Raw genomic sequence first — 17,213 nt, 5'->3', positions numbered from 1 at the left:
AGGGCCTTGCGGGCCGAGATTTATTTTTGCTCGGCGATGCCGAGTCGCCAGTGCTCGATCTTTGTGCAGCGGTCTTGCACGGCCGGAATGCCTGCGTTGCGCGCGACGGCCATCGCCTCGTCATTCACGATGCCGAGCTGCACCCAGATGCCGCCCACGCCCAGCGTCACGGCTTCCTGCACGACGGGCAGGACCTGTTCCGAGCGGCGGAAGATATCGACCAGGTCGATGCGCTGGCCGGCGGCGGCGAGGGTCGTGGCCGCTTCGGTGAGCGTGGCATAGCAGGGCTCGCCGAGCACGTCTTCGCCCGCGTGCTGCGGGTTGACGGGCACGATGCGATAGCCGGCCTGCTGCAGATAGCGCGCCACGTCATAGCTGGGCCGCGTAGGGCGTGGCGACAGCCCGACCACAGCGATGGTCTTGGCCGACAGCAGCCGGCGCATGGTGTCTTGCTCGTCGACGTAGGAAGGATTGGCGGACATGGTTGGCAATGCAGTGGCAATCAGGTTGTGGGCCGCTTGCATGCGGCACCCAGGTCATCGAAGCGCACGGCTGCCCGGAACGCGCCCGACGAATACGGGCCCACCTCATACGGCCCGTAGTGCACGACGATGCGGTCTCCTTGCAGCGTAAACGGAAACGCAGCGTTACGCAGATCGCGCTCCTTGAGCGCACCGCGCGGCGCCTCGGGCGCACCTTCGCGCTTGAGCGCATCGACGAGTTGCGTGTTGAGACTCTGCAGGCAGGCCAACGTAGGGTTCAGCACATCGGCCAAGGCGATCGGCTGGAAGCCCTGCGCGCCACGTCGCCAGTTCCCGGCGGTGAAGCTGTAGTTGCCGTGTGCGCCGCCGCTGTAGGCCCACACCATGCGCAAGAGGCTCACGGTTTCGCCCAGCCCGACGGCGCTGATGCGGATGACGCATTCGGTATCGTATTGATCGCACTTGCGGACACGCAGCGATTGGACCAGCGCGTCGATGGCAGCATCGCCCGTCACCGGGTAGCGCTCCGTCAGCTTGGCTTGGCCTGAGGCGGACGTGGACTCCTGATAGCGCGCCAAGCGCTTGAGCGTGAAGGGTTGACTACGGCCGCCGTCGCTCCAGGTGCCGGCGGCCGTGGCGCCATCGGCCGAGAGCGCACCGGAAAGCGTACCGCCCTCGCGCACGACGGACTGACCGGCCGCATCGAACGCTTCTGCACGCTCGCGCCACACGAACCGGCGCTCGGGCGCATTGCGGCCTTCGATGGTCCAGAAGGCACGGCCCTGAGGGCGATCATCGTAGGCCTCGCCGGTCAGCGTATCGGCCACCGGATCCTTGTCTTTGTCCTGCTCTTTGGAAGGGGCGTCGTAGACGTTCAGCCAGACATTCCAGCCAGGGCTATCGGCGCCCTTGGCGACCGTGCCCTGCCAGAAGCTGCCAGCGGGACGCTCGTGCTGCTCTTTCGTTTTTGCAAGAGGCGCAATTGGCGCGGAAGCAACAGGTGCCGAGGCGGACGACGCACTCGCAGGCGCCGCAGGCGGAGCAGAGGCCGCTTCGGCGCCCGCCTGTGCTGTTCCGACCCCGCCAAGTGCCCCCATCAAGGTAACAAAAACGCCCGCCACCACCGACTTCTGCAACACATGGTGCATCGCATGCCTGTGCATGCCTCCCTCCTCTCAACCTGACACCCCAGACTAGGACACACGCCGCTGGTTCGCCGTTTTCCAAGCCCCGTCTGCCTAAGCGGCAAACCGATGGGACTGCGCAGGTGCAGCAGGCGTTCCCTGAGCACGCCTCCCAAGCGATTTAAGACTCACACCAAGCGACCTTTACCACGCTTGCATTCGATTGCAATCCGACACACTTTGTTACGCCTCGGGGCCACCCCGTCGCCCACAATGCCTTCGCACCCCAGCGTTTGTGTCCAATTGTTGTGCGCCATATCGAGCCTCGGACGACCCTTCCTCCGGCTCGATCACGACGACACAGTCCCCGGTGCAAAGTTACCCCCTCCTTTCGAATTGACCCCTCGAAGGGATTTCCCGTCCGCGCGGTGCTCCCCGGCCCGCGCGCTTTTTTTTTGCCTGCGCAATTCGCGCGCCTGCCCGTCCGCTCTCGGCCGCCTGCCGCGAGAAACACGCTCTTACAAAGGCAAGTCGACCCCTCGACGCCTGCCGCGTTAAATGGAGACATCCACGCGGCACAGGCCGCCACAAAAACGAGGGCTCATCATGTCCAGTGCTTCCCGTCGTTCTCCTCTCTCCGGTGTCCGGCTGCCGCATGTGTTGCGCGCGATTGGCGTTGCCGCCGTCTTGCTCGTCTGCGGTACGCAGGCCGCGATGGCCGCTGATCCGGCTTCGCGGGTGGCGCGGCTGTCGGACTTTTCGGGCACGGTGAGCTTCGCGCCTGCCGGCTCCGACGACTGGGCCGGTGCCTCGCTCAATCGGCCGCTCACCACGGGCGACCGCCTGTGGTCCGATCAGGGCAGCCACAGCGAACTCCACGTCGGCTCCACGGCGCTGCGCCTGGGGCAGAACACCGGCGCGACCCTCGTCGACCTGGACGACCGCAATACGCAGGTGAAGCTCACGCAAGGCGCGCTGTCGGTTCGCGTACGCTCGCTGCCGCCCGACCAGACCATCGAGATCGATACGCCCAATCTGGCGTTCACGCCGCAGGCGCCGGGCGAATACCGTCTCGACGTTGCGCCCGACGGCTCCAGCACGACCGTCACCGTGTGGCACGGTCAGGGCACGGCCTACGGCGATGACCGCTCTACTCCGCTGGGCGCGGGGCAGCAAATCCGTTTTGGCGGCACGGACCTCGCCGAAGTGGGCGGCACCGACAACCCGGGCCGCGACGCCTTCGACCGCTGGGCGGAGTCGCGCGACGCCCGCGAAGATGCTTCCGTGTCCGCCCGCTACGTCGGCCGCGAAATGACCGGCTACGAAGCCCTCGACGACAACGGCACATGGCGAGAAGAAGACGGCTACGGGGCCGTGTGGGTACCGCGCGCCGTGCCCGCCGGCTGGGCACCGTATCGCACAGGCCATTGGGCGTGGGTGGCGCCGTGGGGCTGGACGTGGGTCGATGATGCGCCGTGGGGTTTCGCCCCCTTCCACTACGGCCGCTGGGCGTACGTCGGCACGACGTGGTGCTGGGTGCCCGGGCCGGTGGTGCCGCGTCCGGTCTATGCGCCGGCACTCGTCGGTTTCGTCGGTGGCGGGGGCGGCGGCGGTGTGAGCTGGGGGATCAATATCTCGATCGGCTCTCCGGGCGTGGCGTGGTTCCCGCTCGCTCCGGGCGAAGCGTATCGCCCTGTGTATGCGGCCAGCCCGACCTATGTAACGAACATCAACCGCACGGTGGTGGTGAACAACGTCACGGTCAACAAGACCATCATCAACAACAACACCAACGTGACGAACATCCGGAATGTGAATCGGGTGACGTACGTCAACGCCAACAACCCCGCCGCACTGACCGCCGTGCCGGCCAAGACATTCGTCAACGGCCAGCCGGTCGGCCCGGCCATGACGCATCTGCGGCCGGAGCAATTGCGCGCGCAGATGGCGCATGCGCAGTTTGTGTCGACGCCGGCGTTGGCTCCGGTGCGCGCCAGCCTTGTCGGTGCAGCCGCCAACGGCGGGCCGCATCAATTGCCGCCGCCGCAGGCGTTTGCACGCCAGGCGATCGCCGTACGCGCACCCGCCGCGCCAGCAGGCGGACACGATGCGTTGGCTGAGCGGTTCCGCTCGCAAGGCGGTGCGCTGCCGGGCGCCGGCCCTGCATGGACGGGCGGCAACGTAGGCGCGCACGTTGCGCCGGTGCGCGGCCAACCGAACACGGGAATGCCGACCGCACCAGCGGCTGCGCAGGCCGCGGGTCTACGTTTGACTCGCGCCGCGCCCAATGGGCCCGCACATGCTGGAAACGAGCCGGGCCGACCGGCGGAACAGCGTGGCCCGAATGGTCCGCAAGGATTGATGGGCTCCCCGAATCCGCAGAGTACGCCGGCGCCCCATGGTGCCCAGCCGGGCCCCGCGCCGCAGGGTCTCATGGCCCCGGGCGCGATCAATCGCCCACGTCCGCTGCCGGGTGCCGCTGCACCGCAGGAGCGCCCCGCACAATCGCAGCCCGTACAAGCCCCGCAAGGCCCGGCCGGCATGACGACACGTCCGCCGCAGCGTGAAGGCGCCCCGGGCACACCGCGAGACGAGCATCGCGCCTTCGAGCCGCGCCCGCAGCTGCCGCAGGCCGGCACGCAAACACCACATCCCCAGCCGCAGCGCGGCGGGCAGGAGCCGAATCGCTTCAATGGCAACCCGCCGCCGGCCATGCAGGAACGCCCGCACAACGAACCGCCGCAGATGCGCGCACGCCCCGAGCCGGAACAGCACCGGCCGGAACCGCACATGGGAGCGCCGCGTCCCGCACCGCAACCACACGTCGAGATGCGCGCGCCGCAACCTCAGCCACGTCCGCCTGAAGCGCGTCCGCCACAACCTCAACCACAGGCCCAACCGCCGCGGCAAGAACACCATGAGGCCCAACCGCATCCACAGGCCCATCGCGGTGAAGAAAAGCGCGAAGGTGAGCACCGTTAGGCAGTCAGCGCGCGAATCCGCAGTCGAAAAAAAAAAAAGCAGCCCTTCGGGGCTGCTTTTCTGTCTGCGCCGGCCGATGACACCAGCCGGTACACACTTGCCTTAGCGCTTGCGACGCAGGCGCGCGATCGCTGCAAGCTGCGCAGCGGCCACGGCCAGTTCACTCTGCGCACGGGCTAGATCCAGATCGCTGCTCTGGTTCTGCAGCGCCTCTTCGGCCGCACGCTTGGCTTCGTTCGCCTTGGCTTCGTCCAGGTCGTGACCGCGGATTGCGGTATCGGCCAGCACGGTCACCTTCTTCGGCTGCACTTCGAGAATGCCACCGGCAACGAACACGAACTCTTCGCCGCCATCTTCCTTCTCGATGCGCACGGCGCCCGGCTTGATGCGCGTGATCAGCGGCGTGTGGCCGGGCAGAATGCCCAGCTCGCCGGCTTCACCAGGCAGCGCCACGAACTTGGCATTGCCGGAGAAGATCTCGTGCTCGGCGCTGACGACGTCTACATGAATGGTTGCCATCTCGATTCCTTTGCTCAGAAAAGCGGCTCCCTGAAGGGGCTTCAGGAAGCCAGTACTGGCGCCGGCTTACGCACGGTGCCAGACGTTGCTCTTACTGGAGCTTCTTGGCCTTCTCGAAGGCTTCGTCGATCGAGCCGACCATGTAGAACGCCTGTTCCGGCAGGTGATCGCACTCGCCGTCCACCAGCATCTTGAAGCCGCGGATGGTTTCCTTCAGCGGCACGTACTTGCCCGGCGAACCCGTGAACACTTCTGCAACGTGGAACGGCTGCGACAGGAAACGCTGAATCTTACGGGCGCGGCCCACAGCCAGCTTGTCTTCCGGCGACAGTTCGTCCATGCCCAGAATCGCGATGATGTCGCGCAGTTCCTTGTAGCGCTGCAGCGTCTTCTTCACGCGGTCGGCGACTTCGTAGTGCTCCTGGCCGACCACTTGCGGGTCGAGCTGGCGCGACGTCGAGTCGAGCGGATCCACTGCGGGGTAGATACCCAGTGCAGCGATGTCACGCGACAGCACAACGGTCGAGTCCAGGTGCAGGAAGGTCGTTGCCGGCGACGGGTCGGTCAAGTCATCGGCAGGCACGTACACGGCCTGGATCGACGTGATCGAGCCGGTCTTGGTCGACGTAATACGTTCCTGCAGCTTGCCCATTTCTTCAGCCAGCGTCGGCTGATAGCCCACGGCGGAAGGCATACGGCCCAGCAGTGCCGACACTTCGGTACCGGCCAGCGTGTAGCGGTAGATGTTGTCGACGAAGAACAGGATGTCACGGCCTTCGTCGCGGAAGCGCTCGGCCATCGTCAGGCCGGTCAGCGCCACGCGCAGACGGTTGCCCGGCGGCTCGTTCATCTGGCCGAACACCATGGCCACCTTGTCGAGCACGTTGGAGTCCTTCATTTCGTGGTAGAAGTCGTTGCCCTCACGGGTACGCTCGCCCACGCCAGCAAACACCGACAAGCCCGAGTGCTGCTTCGCGATGTTGTTGATCAGCTCCATCATGTTCACGGTCTTGCCGACGCCGGCGCCACCGAACAGACCCACCTTACCGCCCTTGGCGAACGGGCAGACCAGGTCGATCACCTTGATGCCGGTTTCCAGCAGGTCCACCGACGGCGACAGTTCGTCGAACTTCGGAGCCTTCTGGTGAATGGCGCGCTTCTCGTCGGACGCGATCGGACCAGCTTCGTCGATCGGGCGACCCAGCACGTCCATGATGCGGCCCAGCGTGCCGTGACCGACCGGCACCGAGATCGGCGCACCGGTGGTCGCCACGCGCATGCCGCGACGCAAACCGTCGGACGAACCCAGCGCAATGGTACGCACCACGCCGTCGCCCAGCTGTTGTTGCACTTCGAAGGTCAGGCCCTTCTCGGCGAACGAAGCGTCGTTGCTGTCGTCCAGCACCAGCGCGTCGTAGACCTTCGGCATCGCGTCGCGCGGGAACTGAATGTCCACCACGGCGCCGATGCACTGCACGATATTTCCGTTTGCGATACTCATTTGTATCTCCAATAACTTGATTCTTTGCCGTGGCTATCAGACTGCAGCTGCGCCGCTGACGATCTCGGACAGTTCCTTCGTGATCGCTGCCTGACGGGTCTTGTTGTAGACCAGTTGCAGTTCGCCGATCACGTTCTTCGCGTTGTCCGAAGCCGCCTTCATCGCCACCATCCGGGCCGATTGCTCGGACGCCATGTTCTCGGCCACCGCCTGGTACACCAGCGCCTCGACGTAGCGGATCAGCAGCTCGTCGACCACCGTTTGCGCGTCCGGCTCGTAGATGTAATCCCACGAGTAGGCCTGCTTCTCGGCGTCGGTCTGCGCGAGCTTGTCGGCGGTCAGCGGCAGCAGCTGCTCGACCACCGGCTCCTGCTTCATCGTGTTGATGAAGCGGGTGTACGCCAGGTACACGGCATCGATCTGACCAGCGTTGAACGCGTCCAGCTGCACCTTGATCGCGCCGATCAGCTTTTCCAGATGCGGCGTGTCGCCCAGATGCACGACGTTCGAGACGACCTTGGCACCGACGCGGCCCAGGAACTGCATGCCCTTGGTACCGATGGCGGTGGTTTGCGTCTCGACGCCCTTGTTCTGCAGATCGCGCAGTTGGGTGGTGACGGCACGCAGCACGTTGGTGTTCAAGCCACCGCACAGGCCCTTGTCCGTCGTCACCACGATCAGGCCGGCACGCTTGATGTCGCGCGCAACCATGAACGGGTGCTTGTACTCCGGATTGGCCAGTGCCATGTGCGCAGCCACGTTGCGGATCTTCTCGGCGTACGGGCGGGCAGCACGCATCCGTTCCTGCGCCTTGCGCATCTTGGATGCGGCGACCATTTCCATCGCCTTGGTGATCTTGCGCGTGTTTTGCACGCTCTTGATCTTGGTGCGGATTTCTTTTGTTCCGGCCATTTCTTCCTCTCCGTTCAAACCTGGTCACGCAGGCTACGCGTGACCAGTTTCGGGAATGACGCGGTTAGAACGCGGCGGACTTCTTGAAATCCTCGATCGCGGCACGCAGGGCGGCCTCATCTTCCTTCGACAGATCCTTCGTATCTTCGATGCGGTTGATGAGATCGGCGTACTTCGTCTTCAGCGTGTCGTGCAGGCCCTTTTCGAAAGCCAGGATGTCCTTCACGTCCACGTTGTCGAGGAAGCCGTTGTTGGCTGCGTACAGCGACGCGGCCAGCTGCCACACTTGCAGCGGCTGGTATTGCGGCTGCTTGAGCAGTTCGGTCACGCGGCGGCCGCGCTCGAGCTGCTTGCGGGTCGCTTCGTCCAGGTCGGAAGCAAACTGCGCGAACGCAGCCAGTTCACGATACTGAGCCAAGTCGGTACGGATACCGCCCGACAGCTTCTTGATGACCTTGGTCTGAGCAGCACCACCCACACGCGACACCGAAATACCGGCGTTGATTGCGGGACGCACACCGGCGTTGAACAGGTCGGTTTCCAGGAAGATCTGGCCGTCGGTAATCGAGATCACGTTGGTCGGCACGAACGCGGACACGTCGCCGGCCTGCGTTTCGATCACTGGCAGTGCGGTCAGCGAACCGGTCTTGCCCTTGACTTCACCGTTGGTGATCTTTTCGATGTGGTCGGCGTTCACACGTGCAGCGCGCTCCAGCAGACGCGAGTGCAGGTAGAACACGTCACCCGGGTAAGCTTCACGGCCAGGCGGGCGGCGCAGCAGCAGCGAAACCTGACGGTACGCCCAAGCTTGCTTGGTCAGATCGTCATACACGATCAGGGCGTCTTCGCCGCGGTCGCGGAAGTATTCGCCCATCGTGCAGCCGGCGTAGGCCGACAGGTACTGCATGGCAGCGGAGTCCGAAGCGGCAGCAGCCACCACGATCGTGTATTCCAGCGCGCCGTGCTCTTCGAGCTTGCGCACCACGTTGGCGATCGTCGAAGCCTTCTGGCCGATTGCCACGTACACGCAGAAGATGCCCTTGCCCTTCTGGTTGATGATGGCGTCGACTGCAACAGCGGTCTTGCCGGTCTGGCGGTCGCCAATGATCAGCTCACGCTGACCACGGCCGATCGGCACCATTGCGTCGATCGACTTCAGGCCGGTCTGCACCGGCTGGCTCACCGACTGACGTGCGATCACGCCCGGAGCGACCTTTTCGATCACGTCCGTCTTCTTGGCGTTGATCGGGCCCTTGCCGTCGATCGGCTGGCCCAGTGCGTTGACCACGCGGCCCAGCAGTTCCGGGCCAACCGGCACTTCCAGAATGCGGCCCGTGCACTTGACTTCGTCGCCTTCGGAAATGTGCTCGTACTCACCCAGCACCACAGCGCCGACGGAGTCGCGCTCGAGGTTCAGCGCGAGGCCGAACGTGTTGCCCGGGAATTCCAGCATTTCGCCTTGCATCACGCCCGACAGGCCATGAATGCGGCAGATACCGTCCGTCACGGAGATGACCGTGCCGGTGTTCTTTGCGTCAGCGCCAGCCTTCAAGCCCTCGATACGGGTCTTGATCAGGTCGCTGATCTCGGAGGGGTTCAGTTGCATCGAATGCTCCTAATTCTTCAATCTGTCTGCGGGCGCGATATCGTCGATTGCATCGGCGCCTCGCGAAACAGCATTACGCGGCGGTCAGCGCAGACTGCATCTGCGTCAGGCGCGCGCGCACCGAGGTGTCGAGCACTTCGTCGCCAATCTGCACACGCACGCCGCCGATCAACGAAGGATCGACGCTCACGTGAGCCTGCAGCTTCTTGCCGAACTTACGTTCGAGCGTGGCGACCAGTTCGGTCAGGGGCGCGCCCTCAAGCGGGAACGCACTGGTGATCTCGACGTCGGCGGCGCCTTCGCTGGCATTCCGCAGCACATGGAATTGCGCGGCAATTTCCGGCAGCAGCGACAGGCGCTTGTTGGCCACCAGCAGGCCAACCAGTTCCTTCGCCTCATGCGAAACCGGAGATTTCAGCGCCGACAGGAAGATCCCCGCCACATCGGCTTTGGAGAGCTTCGGATCATCGGCGATTGCCTTCATGTCAGGCACGGCGGCAATTTGCCCCATTTCCGACACAAGCTCAGACCATGCACCCAGATTGCCGGCCTTCGCCACGCGGAACAGCGCCTCTGCGTACGGACGGGCAACGGTTGCGAGTTCTGCCATGATTACAGCTCAGCCTTGAGTTGATTGAGCAGATCGGCGTGGACCTGCGCATTGACTTCACGCTTGAGGATCTGCTCGGCACCCTTGACGGCCAGCGTGGCAACCTGGTCGCGCAGCGATTCACGCGCGCGCACGGTTTGCTGCTCGGCTTCGGCCTTGGCTTGCGCGATGATGCGCGCGGCTTCGGCTTGGGCGTTTTGCTTGATCTCTTCGGCGCTCATCTGGGCGCGCTTTTCAGCGTCCGCGATGCGTTGCGCGCCTTCATTGCGCGCTTCGGTCAGTGCCTGCTCGACCCGCTTGTTGGCCAGCTCCAGCTCAGCCTTGCCCTTATCGGCAGCGGCCAGGCCATCGGCGATTTTCTTCGCGCGTTCGTCGAGCGCCTTCACCAGGGGCGGCCAAATGAATTTGGCAACAACCCACCACAGGATGAAGAACACGACCATCTGCGCGACGAGTGTGGCGTTCAGGTTCATGGTGTGTTCCTTTCGGTATTGAGACTACGGATCAATGCACGAAGCGGCGAGGGTCACGCGCAGCGTTCACCCAGGCCGCCTCCGGCATCATGCAGACCGAAAAGAATTACTTGATGACCGACAGCAGCGGGTTGGCGAACGCGAACAGCATGGCCACACCAACACCGATCAGGAATGCCGCGTCGATCAGGCCAGCCAGCAGGAACATCTTCGTTTGCAGCGGGTTCATCAGTTCAGGCTGACGTGCGCAGGCTTCGATGTACTTGCCGCCCATCAGTGCGATGCCGAGGCAGGCGCCGATAGCACCCAGGCCGATGATGATGCCGATACCGATGGCGGTCAGACCTTGGATGTTGGCGAGAAATGCTTGCATGATGACTCCCTTTTACGTGAAAGACTAAGAACTTGAGAACTTGGAAAAATCAAACGGAACCGGAGAACCTGAACCGCAACTACTTAGTGGTGCTCATGTGCCTGGCCGATGTACACCAGCGTCAGCATCATGAAGATGAAGGCTTGCAGCAGCACGATCAGGATGTGGAAGATCGCCCACACTGCGCCAGCCACCACGTGACCCACGAAACCCAGCGCCGACGTGTCGGCACCGAACGTCCAGACCGAGCCAAGCAGCGCGATCAGCAGGAACACCAGTTCGCCCGCGTACATGTTGCCGAACAACCGCATGCCCAGCGACACAGCCTTGGCGAGGAATTCGATGATGTTGAGGATCAGGTTGAACGGCGCGAGGTACCACTTGGCGCCGAACGGTGCCGACAGCAACTCGTGCGCAAAGCCGCCCGCGCCCTTGATCTTGAAGCTGTAATAGAGCATCAGGATCAGCACGGCGAACGACATGCCGAACGTGCCGTTCAGGTCAGCCGTGGCCACTGCGCGGTGGTGCGGCACGTGCACACCGAAGGTACCGAGGAGGTGGTTGACGCCGGTCACCCAGTCCACCGGGATCAGGTCGACCGCATTCATCAGCGTGACCCACACGAAGACCATCAGCGCCAGCGGAGCGATCCAGGAACGATCGCCGTGGATGATGCCCTTGGCTTGGTCGTCGACCATCTCGACGACGAGTTCAACGAACGCCTGGAAGCGGCCCGGGACGCCGGCGGTAACGCGGCGTGCGGCAATGCCGAGGACGATGATGCCGATCACGCCCATCAACACGGACCAGAACATCGTGTCCCAGTTGATGACGGAGAAGTCGACCACGGAGGCCTGCTTGCCGCCGATGCTATTGAAATTCTGCAAATGCTCCGCGATATACGCGGAAGGCGTGAGAGCGTGCTCGGCGGCGTGGCCGGCGGCTTCTGCGACTTCAGTTGCCATGATGATTCAGTCCAATATTGCGAAACATTCTTCGTGACCCGTTCCGACTCGCGCCCGATACAACCAGGTTTCCCCCGGAGATCGCGGACTGCACGCTGCTGAAACGCGCCACCTTATTCTTGCGGAGTGTCAGCGCAATGAACCGGGGCTTCTCCTGCCTCAGGTTCCTGCCGCCTGCCAACACACCCTGTGTGCCCGCCATGTCGCGGTGGGCGGGAGCCGATTCAACGCACTATCGCAGCGCGAGACCGACCCAATACATCTTGAGCGCCAGGATCAGGGTAATCAGCAAGGGCGGCCAATGCAGGCCCTTGAAGACGACCACCACGATCACCAGCAACGCGACCGTGCCGAGCACCTTGATCGCTTCACCCACCACCAGGCGGGCGATGGATTCGAACCCCTTGGCCGTCGACAGCCGCATCGCGAACCATGCCGAAGGCACCACGCACACGCCGCCGCCCAGCAGGGCAGACAGCGCAGCCTTGCCGGCTGACGCAGCGCCCGTGCCCGCGAACCAACTGCCGACATACCACCCGAGCGCACACACTAGTGTGATGGCCACCTGGCCGAGCACGATGGAAAAGGGCGTGATACGCGAGGCCTGCAGAGCCTGCTCGCCGAACAGAGCAACCGCTTCGTCATGTGAGAGCACATGCACCGGCGGCTCCGCCTTCTCCTCATCGTCCCAATTGTCGTGCTTCGGATCCTGCGCCGATTCGGGTCGGGCGGCCTTCAACGAAGCGTAAGAATCGGGCCGTTGCCGGTCGGCTGGCTGCATGGAAGAATGCGCTTTCATCATGCCGCACCGCTTTGGGTCAGGCGGATTTAAAACCGCACGATTTTACGGGACATGGCGTTCGCCAGTCAACGCGCAAGCGAATGCTCGTGCGGGCGCCTTCGACAGCACTCCGCGTGGCCGCGTTCCGTACGGCGCGCGCAATGCTGTGCTGCTGCCGGGGCGCCGAATCCGCCTGAAGGAGCGGCGCCCCGTTGATTCCATGATGGTGTTGGCGGAATGCCGCGTCGATGACGCGCGAGGTAATTGCACCAATTCCGTGCCGGGATGGCGCCCGCAAATGGCGCAATGACGACGCCTACGGCGCGTGCGTCAAACTGTCGCAGCGATTCTCAGGCAGCCTCTTCAGCGCCGTCAGGACGCAGGCGAGCCAGCAGGCCGTCGAATTCGTCGAGACTGCTGAACTGCACGGTCAACTGCCCACGGCCTTTTGCCGCCAGCTTGATCTGCACACCCAGCCCCAATTGGTCGGCCAACTCCTCTTCCAGCCGCGCGACGTCGCGGCCGCCCTGGTGACCGCCCTTTTGCTTGAGCGATTTCAGCTCGAACGGCTTGAGCGTCGATGCCACCAGCTTTTCCGTCTCACGCACGGACAGGCGCTTGTTGACGATCTGGTTCGCCAATGTGATCTGGGTAGCACCATCGACGGCGAGCAGCGCGCGGGCGTGGCCCATGTCGAGGTCGCCGGCCATCAGCATGGTCTGCACGGGCTGGGCGAGATTCAACAGGCGCAGCAGGTTCGAGACCGCGCTGCGCGAACGCCCGACCGATTCCGCCGCCTGCTCGTGCGTGAACTGGAATTCACGCACCAGGCGCGCGATGCCCTGCGCTTCTTCTAGCGGGTTGAGATCTTCGCGCTGGATGTTTTCGATCAGCGCCATGGCGGCGGCCGATTCATCCGGCACGTCCTTCACCAGGACGGGCACTTCGGTCAGGCCGGCGAGGCGCGAGGCGCGGAAGCGGCGCTCACCGGCGATGATTTCGTACTTCGGTTTCGCGCCGTCGGATTCGACCTTGCGCACGAGAATCGGCTGCATCAGGCCTTGGGCGCGGATGCTCGCCGCAAGCTCCTGTAGCGCGCCTTCGTCCATGCGCGTGCGCGGCTGATATTTGCCGGGCTGCATCTGCTCCAGCTTGAGGACCGTCGGCGCGCCCTCCTGCTTGGCGGCTTCGACAATCTCGGCCGGGCTGCCGAGCAGCGCTTCGAGGCCGCGGCCCAGTCCCTTTTTCTTCATCGTGCTCATGTTGTTCCTCTTGCTGCTCAGGCCGGCATGTCGGCCATCTGCCGCACGCGCGCGATCATCTCTGCGCCGAAATCCAGGTAGGCCTTGGCGCCCTTCGATGCCACGTCAAACGCCACGCCCGGCATGCCGTACGACGGCGCCTCGGCCAGACGCACGTTGCGCGGGATGACTGTCTTGAACACCTTGTCGCCGAAGTGCGATTCGAGCTGCGCCGACACCTGCTGCTGCAGCGTCACGCGCGGGTCGAACATCACACGTAACAAACCGATCACCTTGAGATCGCGGTTCAGGTTGGCGTGCACCTGCTTGATGGTGTTGACCAGATCCGAGAGGCCTTCGAGCGCGAAGTACTCACACTGCATCGGCACGACCACGCCATGTGCGGCGCACAGGCCGTTGAGCGTCAGCAGCGACAGCGACGGCGGGCAGTCGATGAGGACAAAGTCGTAGTCGGCCTCCACCTCGGCGAGCGCAAGCTTGAGGCGGTTTTCACGATGTTCCAGATCGACCAGTTCGACTTCGGCGCCAGCCAGGTCGCGGTTGGCGGGCAGGACGTCGTAGCGCCCAGCCTCCGAGCGCTGACGCGCCTGCGGAATCGTCGCGAGCCCGACAAGAACTTGGTAGACGCTGAATTCCAGCGTGTGCTTATCGATGCCGGAGCCCATCGAGGCATTGCCCTGCGGGTCGAGGTCGACCAGCAGCACGCGCTGCCCTTGCGCGGCCAGCCCGGCCGCGAGATTCACCGTGGTGGTGGTCTTGCCGACCCCGCCCTTCTGGTTGGCGATCACGAAAATATTCGACATGACTCCTCTGCGGTGAATGGCTCGCTACAACGTTCGCTCACGCCGACGGCGCGAGGATGACCAGGTGACGCTCGGCCGGCAACCCCGGCACGGTCAGGCGCTCGATGGCTTCGACGGTCCAGCCGGCGGGCAGGCGTTCGATTTCCGCATCCGGGCGCACGCCCTTCATGGCGACCATGCGGCCACCCGGGGCCAGCAGATGCCCGGCCAGATTCACGAAATCGACCAGTTCGGCAAAGGCGCGCGAGGTGATGACGCCGTAGCCGGTGGCATCGGTCAGCTTTTCCACATGGCCCCAATGCGACTGAGCGTTGGTCAGGCCAAGCTCCGCGCGGCACTGCGTCAGGAAGGCGGTCTTTTTCTGCACGATGTCAACCATCGTGACGCTGACATCCGGAAAGGCGATGGCGAGCGGAATGCCCGGCAGGCCTCCGCCCGAACCGACGTCCAGCACGCGCGGTGCGTCGCGTTGTGCACAGCGGGCCAGCTCGGCGATGCGCGATACGGCCGACAGCGAATCCAGCAGGTGATGCGTCAGCATGTCGCCGGCATCACGAATGGCGGTCAGGTTATAGACGCGGTTCCATTTGGCCAGCAGCCCTTGGTACGCCAGCAGACGATCGATTTGCGCTTCGTCCAGCGACAAGCCGAGCGCGCGGGCGCCCGCTTCCAGCTCTGCCCGGGCGTCTGTCAGTGCATTCGCCATCAAGCGGCCTCGCCTTCTGCACTGGCGCGCGGGCCGACTTGGCCTCGCAGCACGCCCTTCTTCAGGTGCACGAGCAGCAGTGACACAGCGGCAGGCGTGATGCCGGAGATACGCGAAGCCTGGCCGATGGTTTCCGGCTTGTGCTTGGCGAGCTTCTGCTGGACTTCGATCGACAGGCCGCGCACCTGCGAATAATCGAAATCGGCCGGCAGACGCGTGTTTTCGTTGGCGCCGAGGCGCTCGACTTCATCGGCTTGCCGGGCGATGTATCCGTGGTACTTGATGCCGATCTCAACCTGCTCGCGGATCTGCTCGGCCAGCAACGGGTCTTCAGCCAACGGCGCTTCGAGCGCGTACTTGCCGCCCTGCATGCCCATGAGCGTTTCGTACGTCACGTTCGGGCGGCGCAGCAAGTCGGCCAGGGCGTACTCGCGCTCAATGCCCTTGCCCAGCACCGGCTCGGCGTCTTCCAGCGGAAGCGAGGCCGGATTCACCCAGGTCGACTTGAGCCGTTCTGTTTCACGTGAAACAGCGTCGCGCTTCCGGTTGAATGCATCCCAGCGCGCATCGTCGACGACGCCCAGTGCGCGGCCCACTTCGGTCAGGCGCATGTCGGCATTGTCTTCACGCAGGCTGAGGCGGAATTCAGCGCGGCTGGTGAACATGCGATACGGCTCGGTCACGCCTCGGGTGATGAGATCGTCGACGAGCACGCCCAGATAGGCTTGGTCGCGGCGCGGCGTCCAGGCGTCCTTGCCCTGCACTTGCAGGCCGGCGTTGATGCCCGCCAGCAGGCCTTGCGCGGCGGCCTCTTCGTAACCGGTCGTCCCGTTGATTTGGCCAGCGAAAAACAAGCCGGAAATCGCCTTGGATTCCAACGACGCCTTGAGGCCGCGCGGATCGAAATAGTCGTATTCGATGGCGTAACCGGGGCGCAGGATGTGGGCCTTTTCCAGCCCCCGCATGGAGTGGATCAGGTCCAGCTGCACATCAAACGGCAGGCTGGTCGACACGCCGTTGGGGTAAAACTCGTTCGTCGTCAGGCCTTCTGGCTCCAGGAAAATCTGGTGGCTGTCCTTGCTGGCGAAGCGGTGGATCTTGTCTTCGATGCTGGGGCAGTAGCGCGGGCCCACCCCTTCGATCACGCCCGTGTACATCGGCGAGCGGTCCAGCCCGGCGCGAATAATGTCGTGCGTGCGCTCGTTAGTGTGCGTCACCCAGCATGGCACTTGGCGCGGATGCATGTCCGCGCGGCCCATGAACGAGAACACCGGCACCGGATCAAGATCGCCCGGCTGCTCTTCGAGCACCGAAAAATCGATGGAGCGACCATCGATGCGCGGCGGCGTTCCGGTCTTGAGACGCCCTTGCGGCAGCTTCAACTCCTTCAGGCGCGCAGACAGCGATACCGCTGCGGGGTCGCCCGCCCGCCCGCCCGTGTAGTTATTCAGCCCAACGTGGATCTTCCCATCCAGGAACGTCCCGGCCGTCAGCACGACAGCGCGTGCGCGGAACTGCACGCCGACCTGCGTCACCGCCCCGACGACACGATCCCCTTCAACAAGCAGGTCGTCCACGGCCTGCTGGAACAACATCAGGTTCGGCTGGTTTTCGAGGCGATGGCGGATCGCCGCCTTGTACAGCACGCGGTCTGCCTGGGCCCGTGTTGCCCGCACCGCCGGACCCTTGCTGGAATTGAGGATACGGAACTGGATGCCGCCCTCGTCCGTCGCGATGGCCATGGCCCCGCCCAAGGCGTCCACTTCCTTGACCAGATGGCCTTTGCCGATGCCCCCGATGGACGGATTGCAGCTCATCTGCCCCAGCGTCTCGATGTTGTGCGTCAGCAGCAGGGTCTGACACCCCATGCGCGCTGCCGCCAGCGCGGCCTCGGTGCCGGCGTGTCCGCCGCCCACCACGATCACATCGAATTCAATTGGATACAGCATGGCTTCCTCCTCGCATGGAGGCATCAAAAATTTGGAGAAGCGGAATTATAAGTCGCGCGGCTACACCGCAGTTCGGCCATGCGGCAATCGAGGCGAAATTCACTTGGTTTTCGTGTTTCACGTGAAACATGCAGCGCTTGTTGGCCGCGTTGTGTTTCACGTGAA

Annotated in this window: 16 protein-coding genes; 1 reads left to right on the top strand and 15 read right to left on the bottom strand. The window is 64.0% G+C overall.

The window, feature by feature from the left end; genetic code table 11:
* Positions 1 to 20: 20 nt before the first annotated feature.
* Both R2669_RS14685 and R2669_RS14680 read right to left on the bottom strand, forming a co-directional pair.
* On the bottom strand, positions 21 to 482 hold the full coding sequence (locus tag R2669_RS14685) for a CoA-binding protein (protein WP_316889148.1): 462 nt from the start codon (positions 480 to 482) through the stop codon (positions 21 to 23).
* A gap of 20 nt (positions 483 to 502) precedes the next feature.
* Complete coding sequence (locus R2669_RS14680; RefSeq protein ID WP_316900814.1) at positions 503 to 1,645, bottom strand: RsiV family protein; 1,143 nt, start codon at positions 1,643 to 1,645, stop codon at positions 503 to 505.
* A 567-nt stretch (positions 1,646 to 2,212) separates the two neighbouring features.
* Between R2669_RS14680 and R2669_RS14675 the strand changes: the two genes are divergently transcribed.
* Positions 2,213 to 4,588 (top strand): DUF6600 domain-containing protein, encoded by a 2,376-nt coding sequence (locus R2669_RS14675; protein WP_316900812.1) that lies wholly within the window; start codon positions 2,213 to 2,215, stop codon positions 4,586 to 4,588.
* Positions 4,589 to 4,690: 102 nt separating this feature from the next.
* Here the strand turns inward: R2669_RS14675 and R2669_RS14670 are convergent, their stop codons facing one another.
* The 13 genes from R2669_RS14670 to mnmG all read right to left on the bottom strand — a co-directional run bounded on the left by R2669_RS14670 (position 4,691) and on the right by mnmG (position 17,048).
* Entirely contained in the window at positions 4,691 to 5,107 is a 417-nt protein-coding gene (locus R2669_RS14670) for a F0F1 ATP synthase subunit epsilon (RefSeq protein ID WP_027678849.1), read from the bottom strand.
* Between the two features lie 91 nt (positions 5,108 to 5,198).
* Positions 5,199 to 6,602 carry a F0F1 ATP synthase subunit beta gene (atpD, locus tag R2669_RS14665; RefSeq protein ID WP_037028786.1) on the bottom strand — a complete coding sequence of 468 codons (1,404 nt, stop codon included), beginning with the start codon at positions 6,600 to 6,602 and terminating at the stop codon, positions 5,199 to 5,201.
* Between the two features lie 42 nt (positions 6,603 to 6,644).
* Complete coding sequence (gene atpG, locus R2669_RS14660) at positions 6,645 to 7,520, bottom strand: F0F1 ATP synthase subunit gamma (protein ID WP_027678848.1); 876 nt, start codon at positions 7,518 to 7,520, stop codon at positions 6,645 to 6,647.
* Positions 7,521 to 7,584: 64 nt separating this feature from the next.
* Positions 7,585 to 9,126, bottom strand: coding sequence for a F0F1 ATP synthase subunit alpha (gene atpA / locus R2669_RS14655; protein ID WP_009239556.1), 1,542 nt, complete (start codon positions 9,124 to 9,126; stop codon positions 7,585 to 7,587).
* A gap of 73 nt (positions 9,127 to 9,199) precedes the next feature.
* Positions 9,200 to 9,736, bottom strand: a complete 537-nt coding sequence (locus R2669_RS14650) for a F0F1 ATP synthase subunit delta (protein ID WP_027678847.1) — start codon at positions 9,734 to 9,736, stop codon at positions 9,200 to 9,202.
* Positions 9,737 to 9,738: 2 nt separating this feature from the next.
* On the bottom strand, positions 9,739 to 10,209 hold the full coding sequence (locus R2669_RS14645; RefSeq protein ID WP_009239554.1) for a F0F1 ATP synthase subunit B: 471 nt from the start codon (positions 10,207 to 10,209) through the stop codon (positions 9,739 to 9,741).
* 106 nt (positions 10,210 to 10,315) lie between these two features.
* A complete protein-coding gene (atpE, locus tag R2669_RS14640) occupies positions 10,316 to 10,582 on the bottom strand; it encodes a F0F1 ATP synthase subunit C (protein ID WP_003262709.1) in 267 nt (88 codons plus the stop codon).
* Between the two features lie 83 nt (positions 10,583 to 10,665).
* Positions 10,666 to 11,547, bottom strand: coding sequence for a F0F1 ATP synthase subunit A (gene atpB / locus R2669_RS14635; protein ID WP_147214295.1), 882 nt, complete (start codon positions 11,545 to 11,547; stop codon positions 10,666 to 10,668).
* 232 nt (positions 11,548 to 11,779) lie between these two features.
* Complete coding sequence (locus R2669_RS14630; RefSeq protein WP_316889145.1) at positions 11,780 to 12,328, bottom strand: ATP synthase subunit I; 549 nt, start codon at positions 12,326 to 12,328, stop codon at positions 11,780 to 11,782.
* Between the two features lie 350 nt (positions 12,329 to 12,678).
* Complete coding sequence (locus R2669_RS14625; protein WP_147214297.1) at positions 12,679 to 13,590, bottom strand: ParB/RepB/Spo0J family partition protein; 912 nt, start codon at positions 13,588 to 13,590, stop codon at positions 12,679 to 12,681.
* 17 nt (positions 13,591 to 13,607) lie between these two features.
* A complete protein-coding gene (locus tag R2669_RS14620; protein WP_015855941.1) occupies positions 13,608 to 14,393 on the bottom strand; it encodes a ParA family protein in 786 nt (261 codons plus the stop codon).
* 37 nt (positions 14,394 to 14,430) lie between these two features.
* The gene (rsmG, locus tag R2669_RS14615; protein WP_316900810.1) at positions 14,431 to 15,099 is read right to left on the bottom strand and encodes a 16S rRNA (guanine(527)-N(7))-methyltransferase RsmG; all 669 of its coding nucleotides are present in this window, start codon (positions 15,097 to 15,099) and stop codon (positions 14,431 to 14,433) included.
* Positions 15,099 to 17,048 carry a tRNA uridine-5-carboxymethylaminomethyl(34) synthesis enzyme MnmG gene (gene mnmG, locus R2669_RS14610; RefSeq protein WP_316900808.1) on the bottom strand — a complete coding sequence of 650 codons (1,950 nt, stop codon included), beginning with the start codon at positions 17,046 to 17,048 and terminating at the stop codon, positions 15,099 to 15,101. The genes rsmG and mnmG overlap by 1 nt, the downstream gene beginning before the upstream one ends.
* Positions 17,049 to 17,213 lie beyond the last annotated feature (165 nt).

The sequence above is a fragment of the Ralstonia edaphi genome (assembly GCF_958350185.1).
Lineage (GTDB): Bacteria > Pseudomonadota > Gammaproteobacteria > Burkholderiales > Burkholderiaceae > Ralstonia > Ralstonia edaphi.
This window is presented reverse-complemented; position numbering and strand designations above follow the sequence as displayed.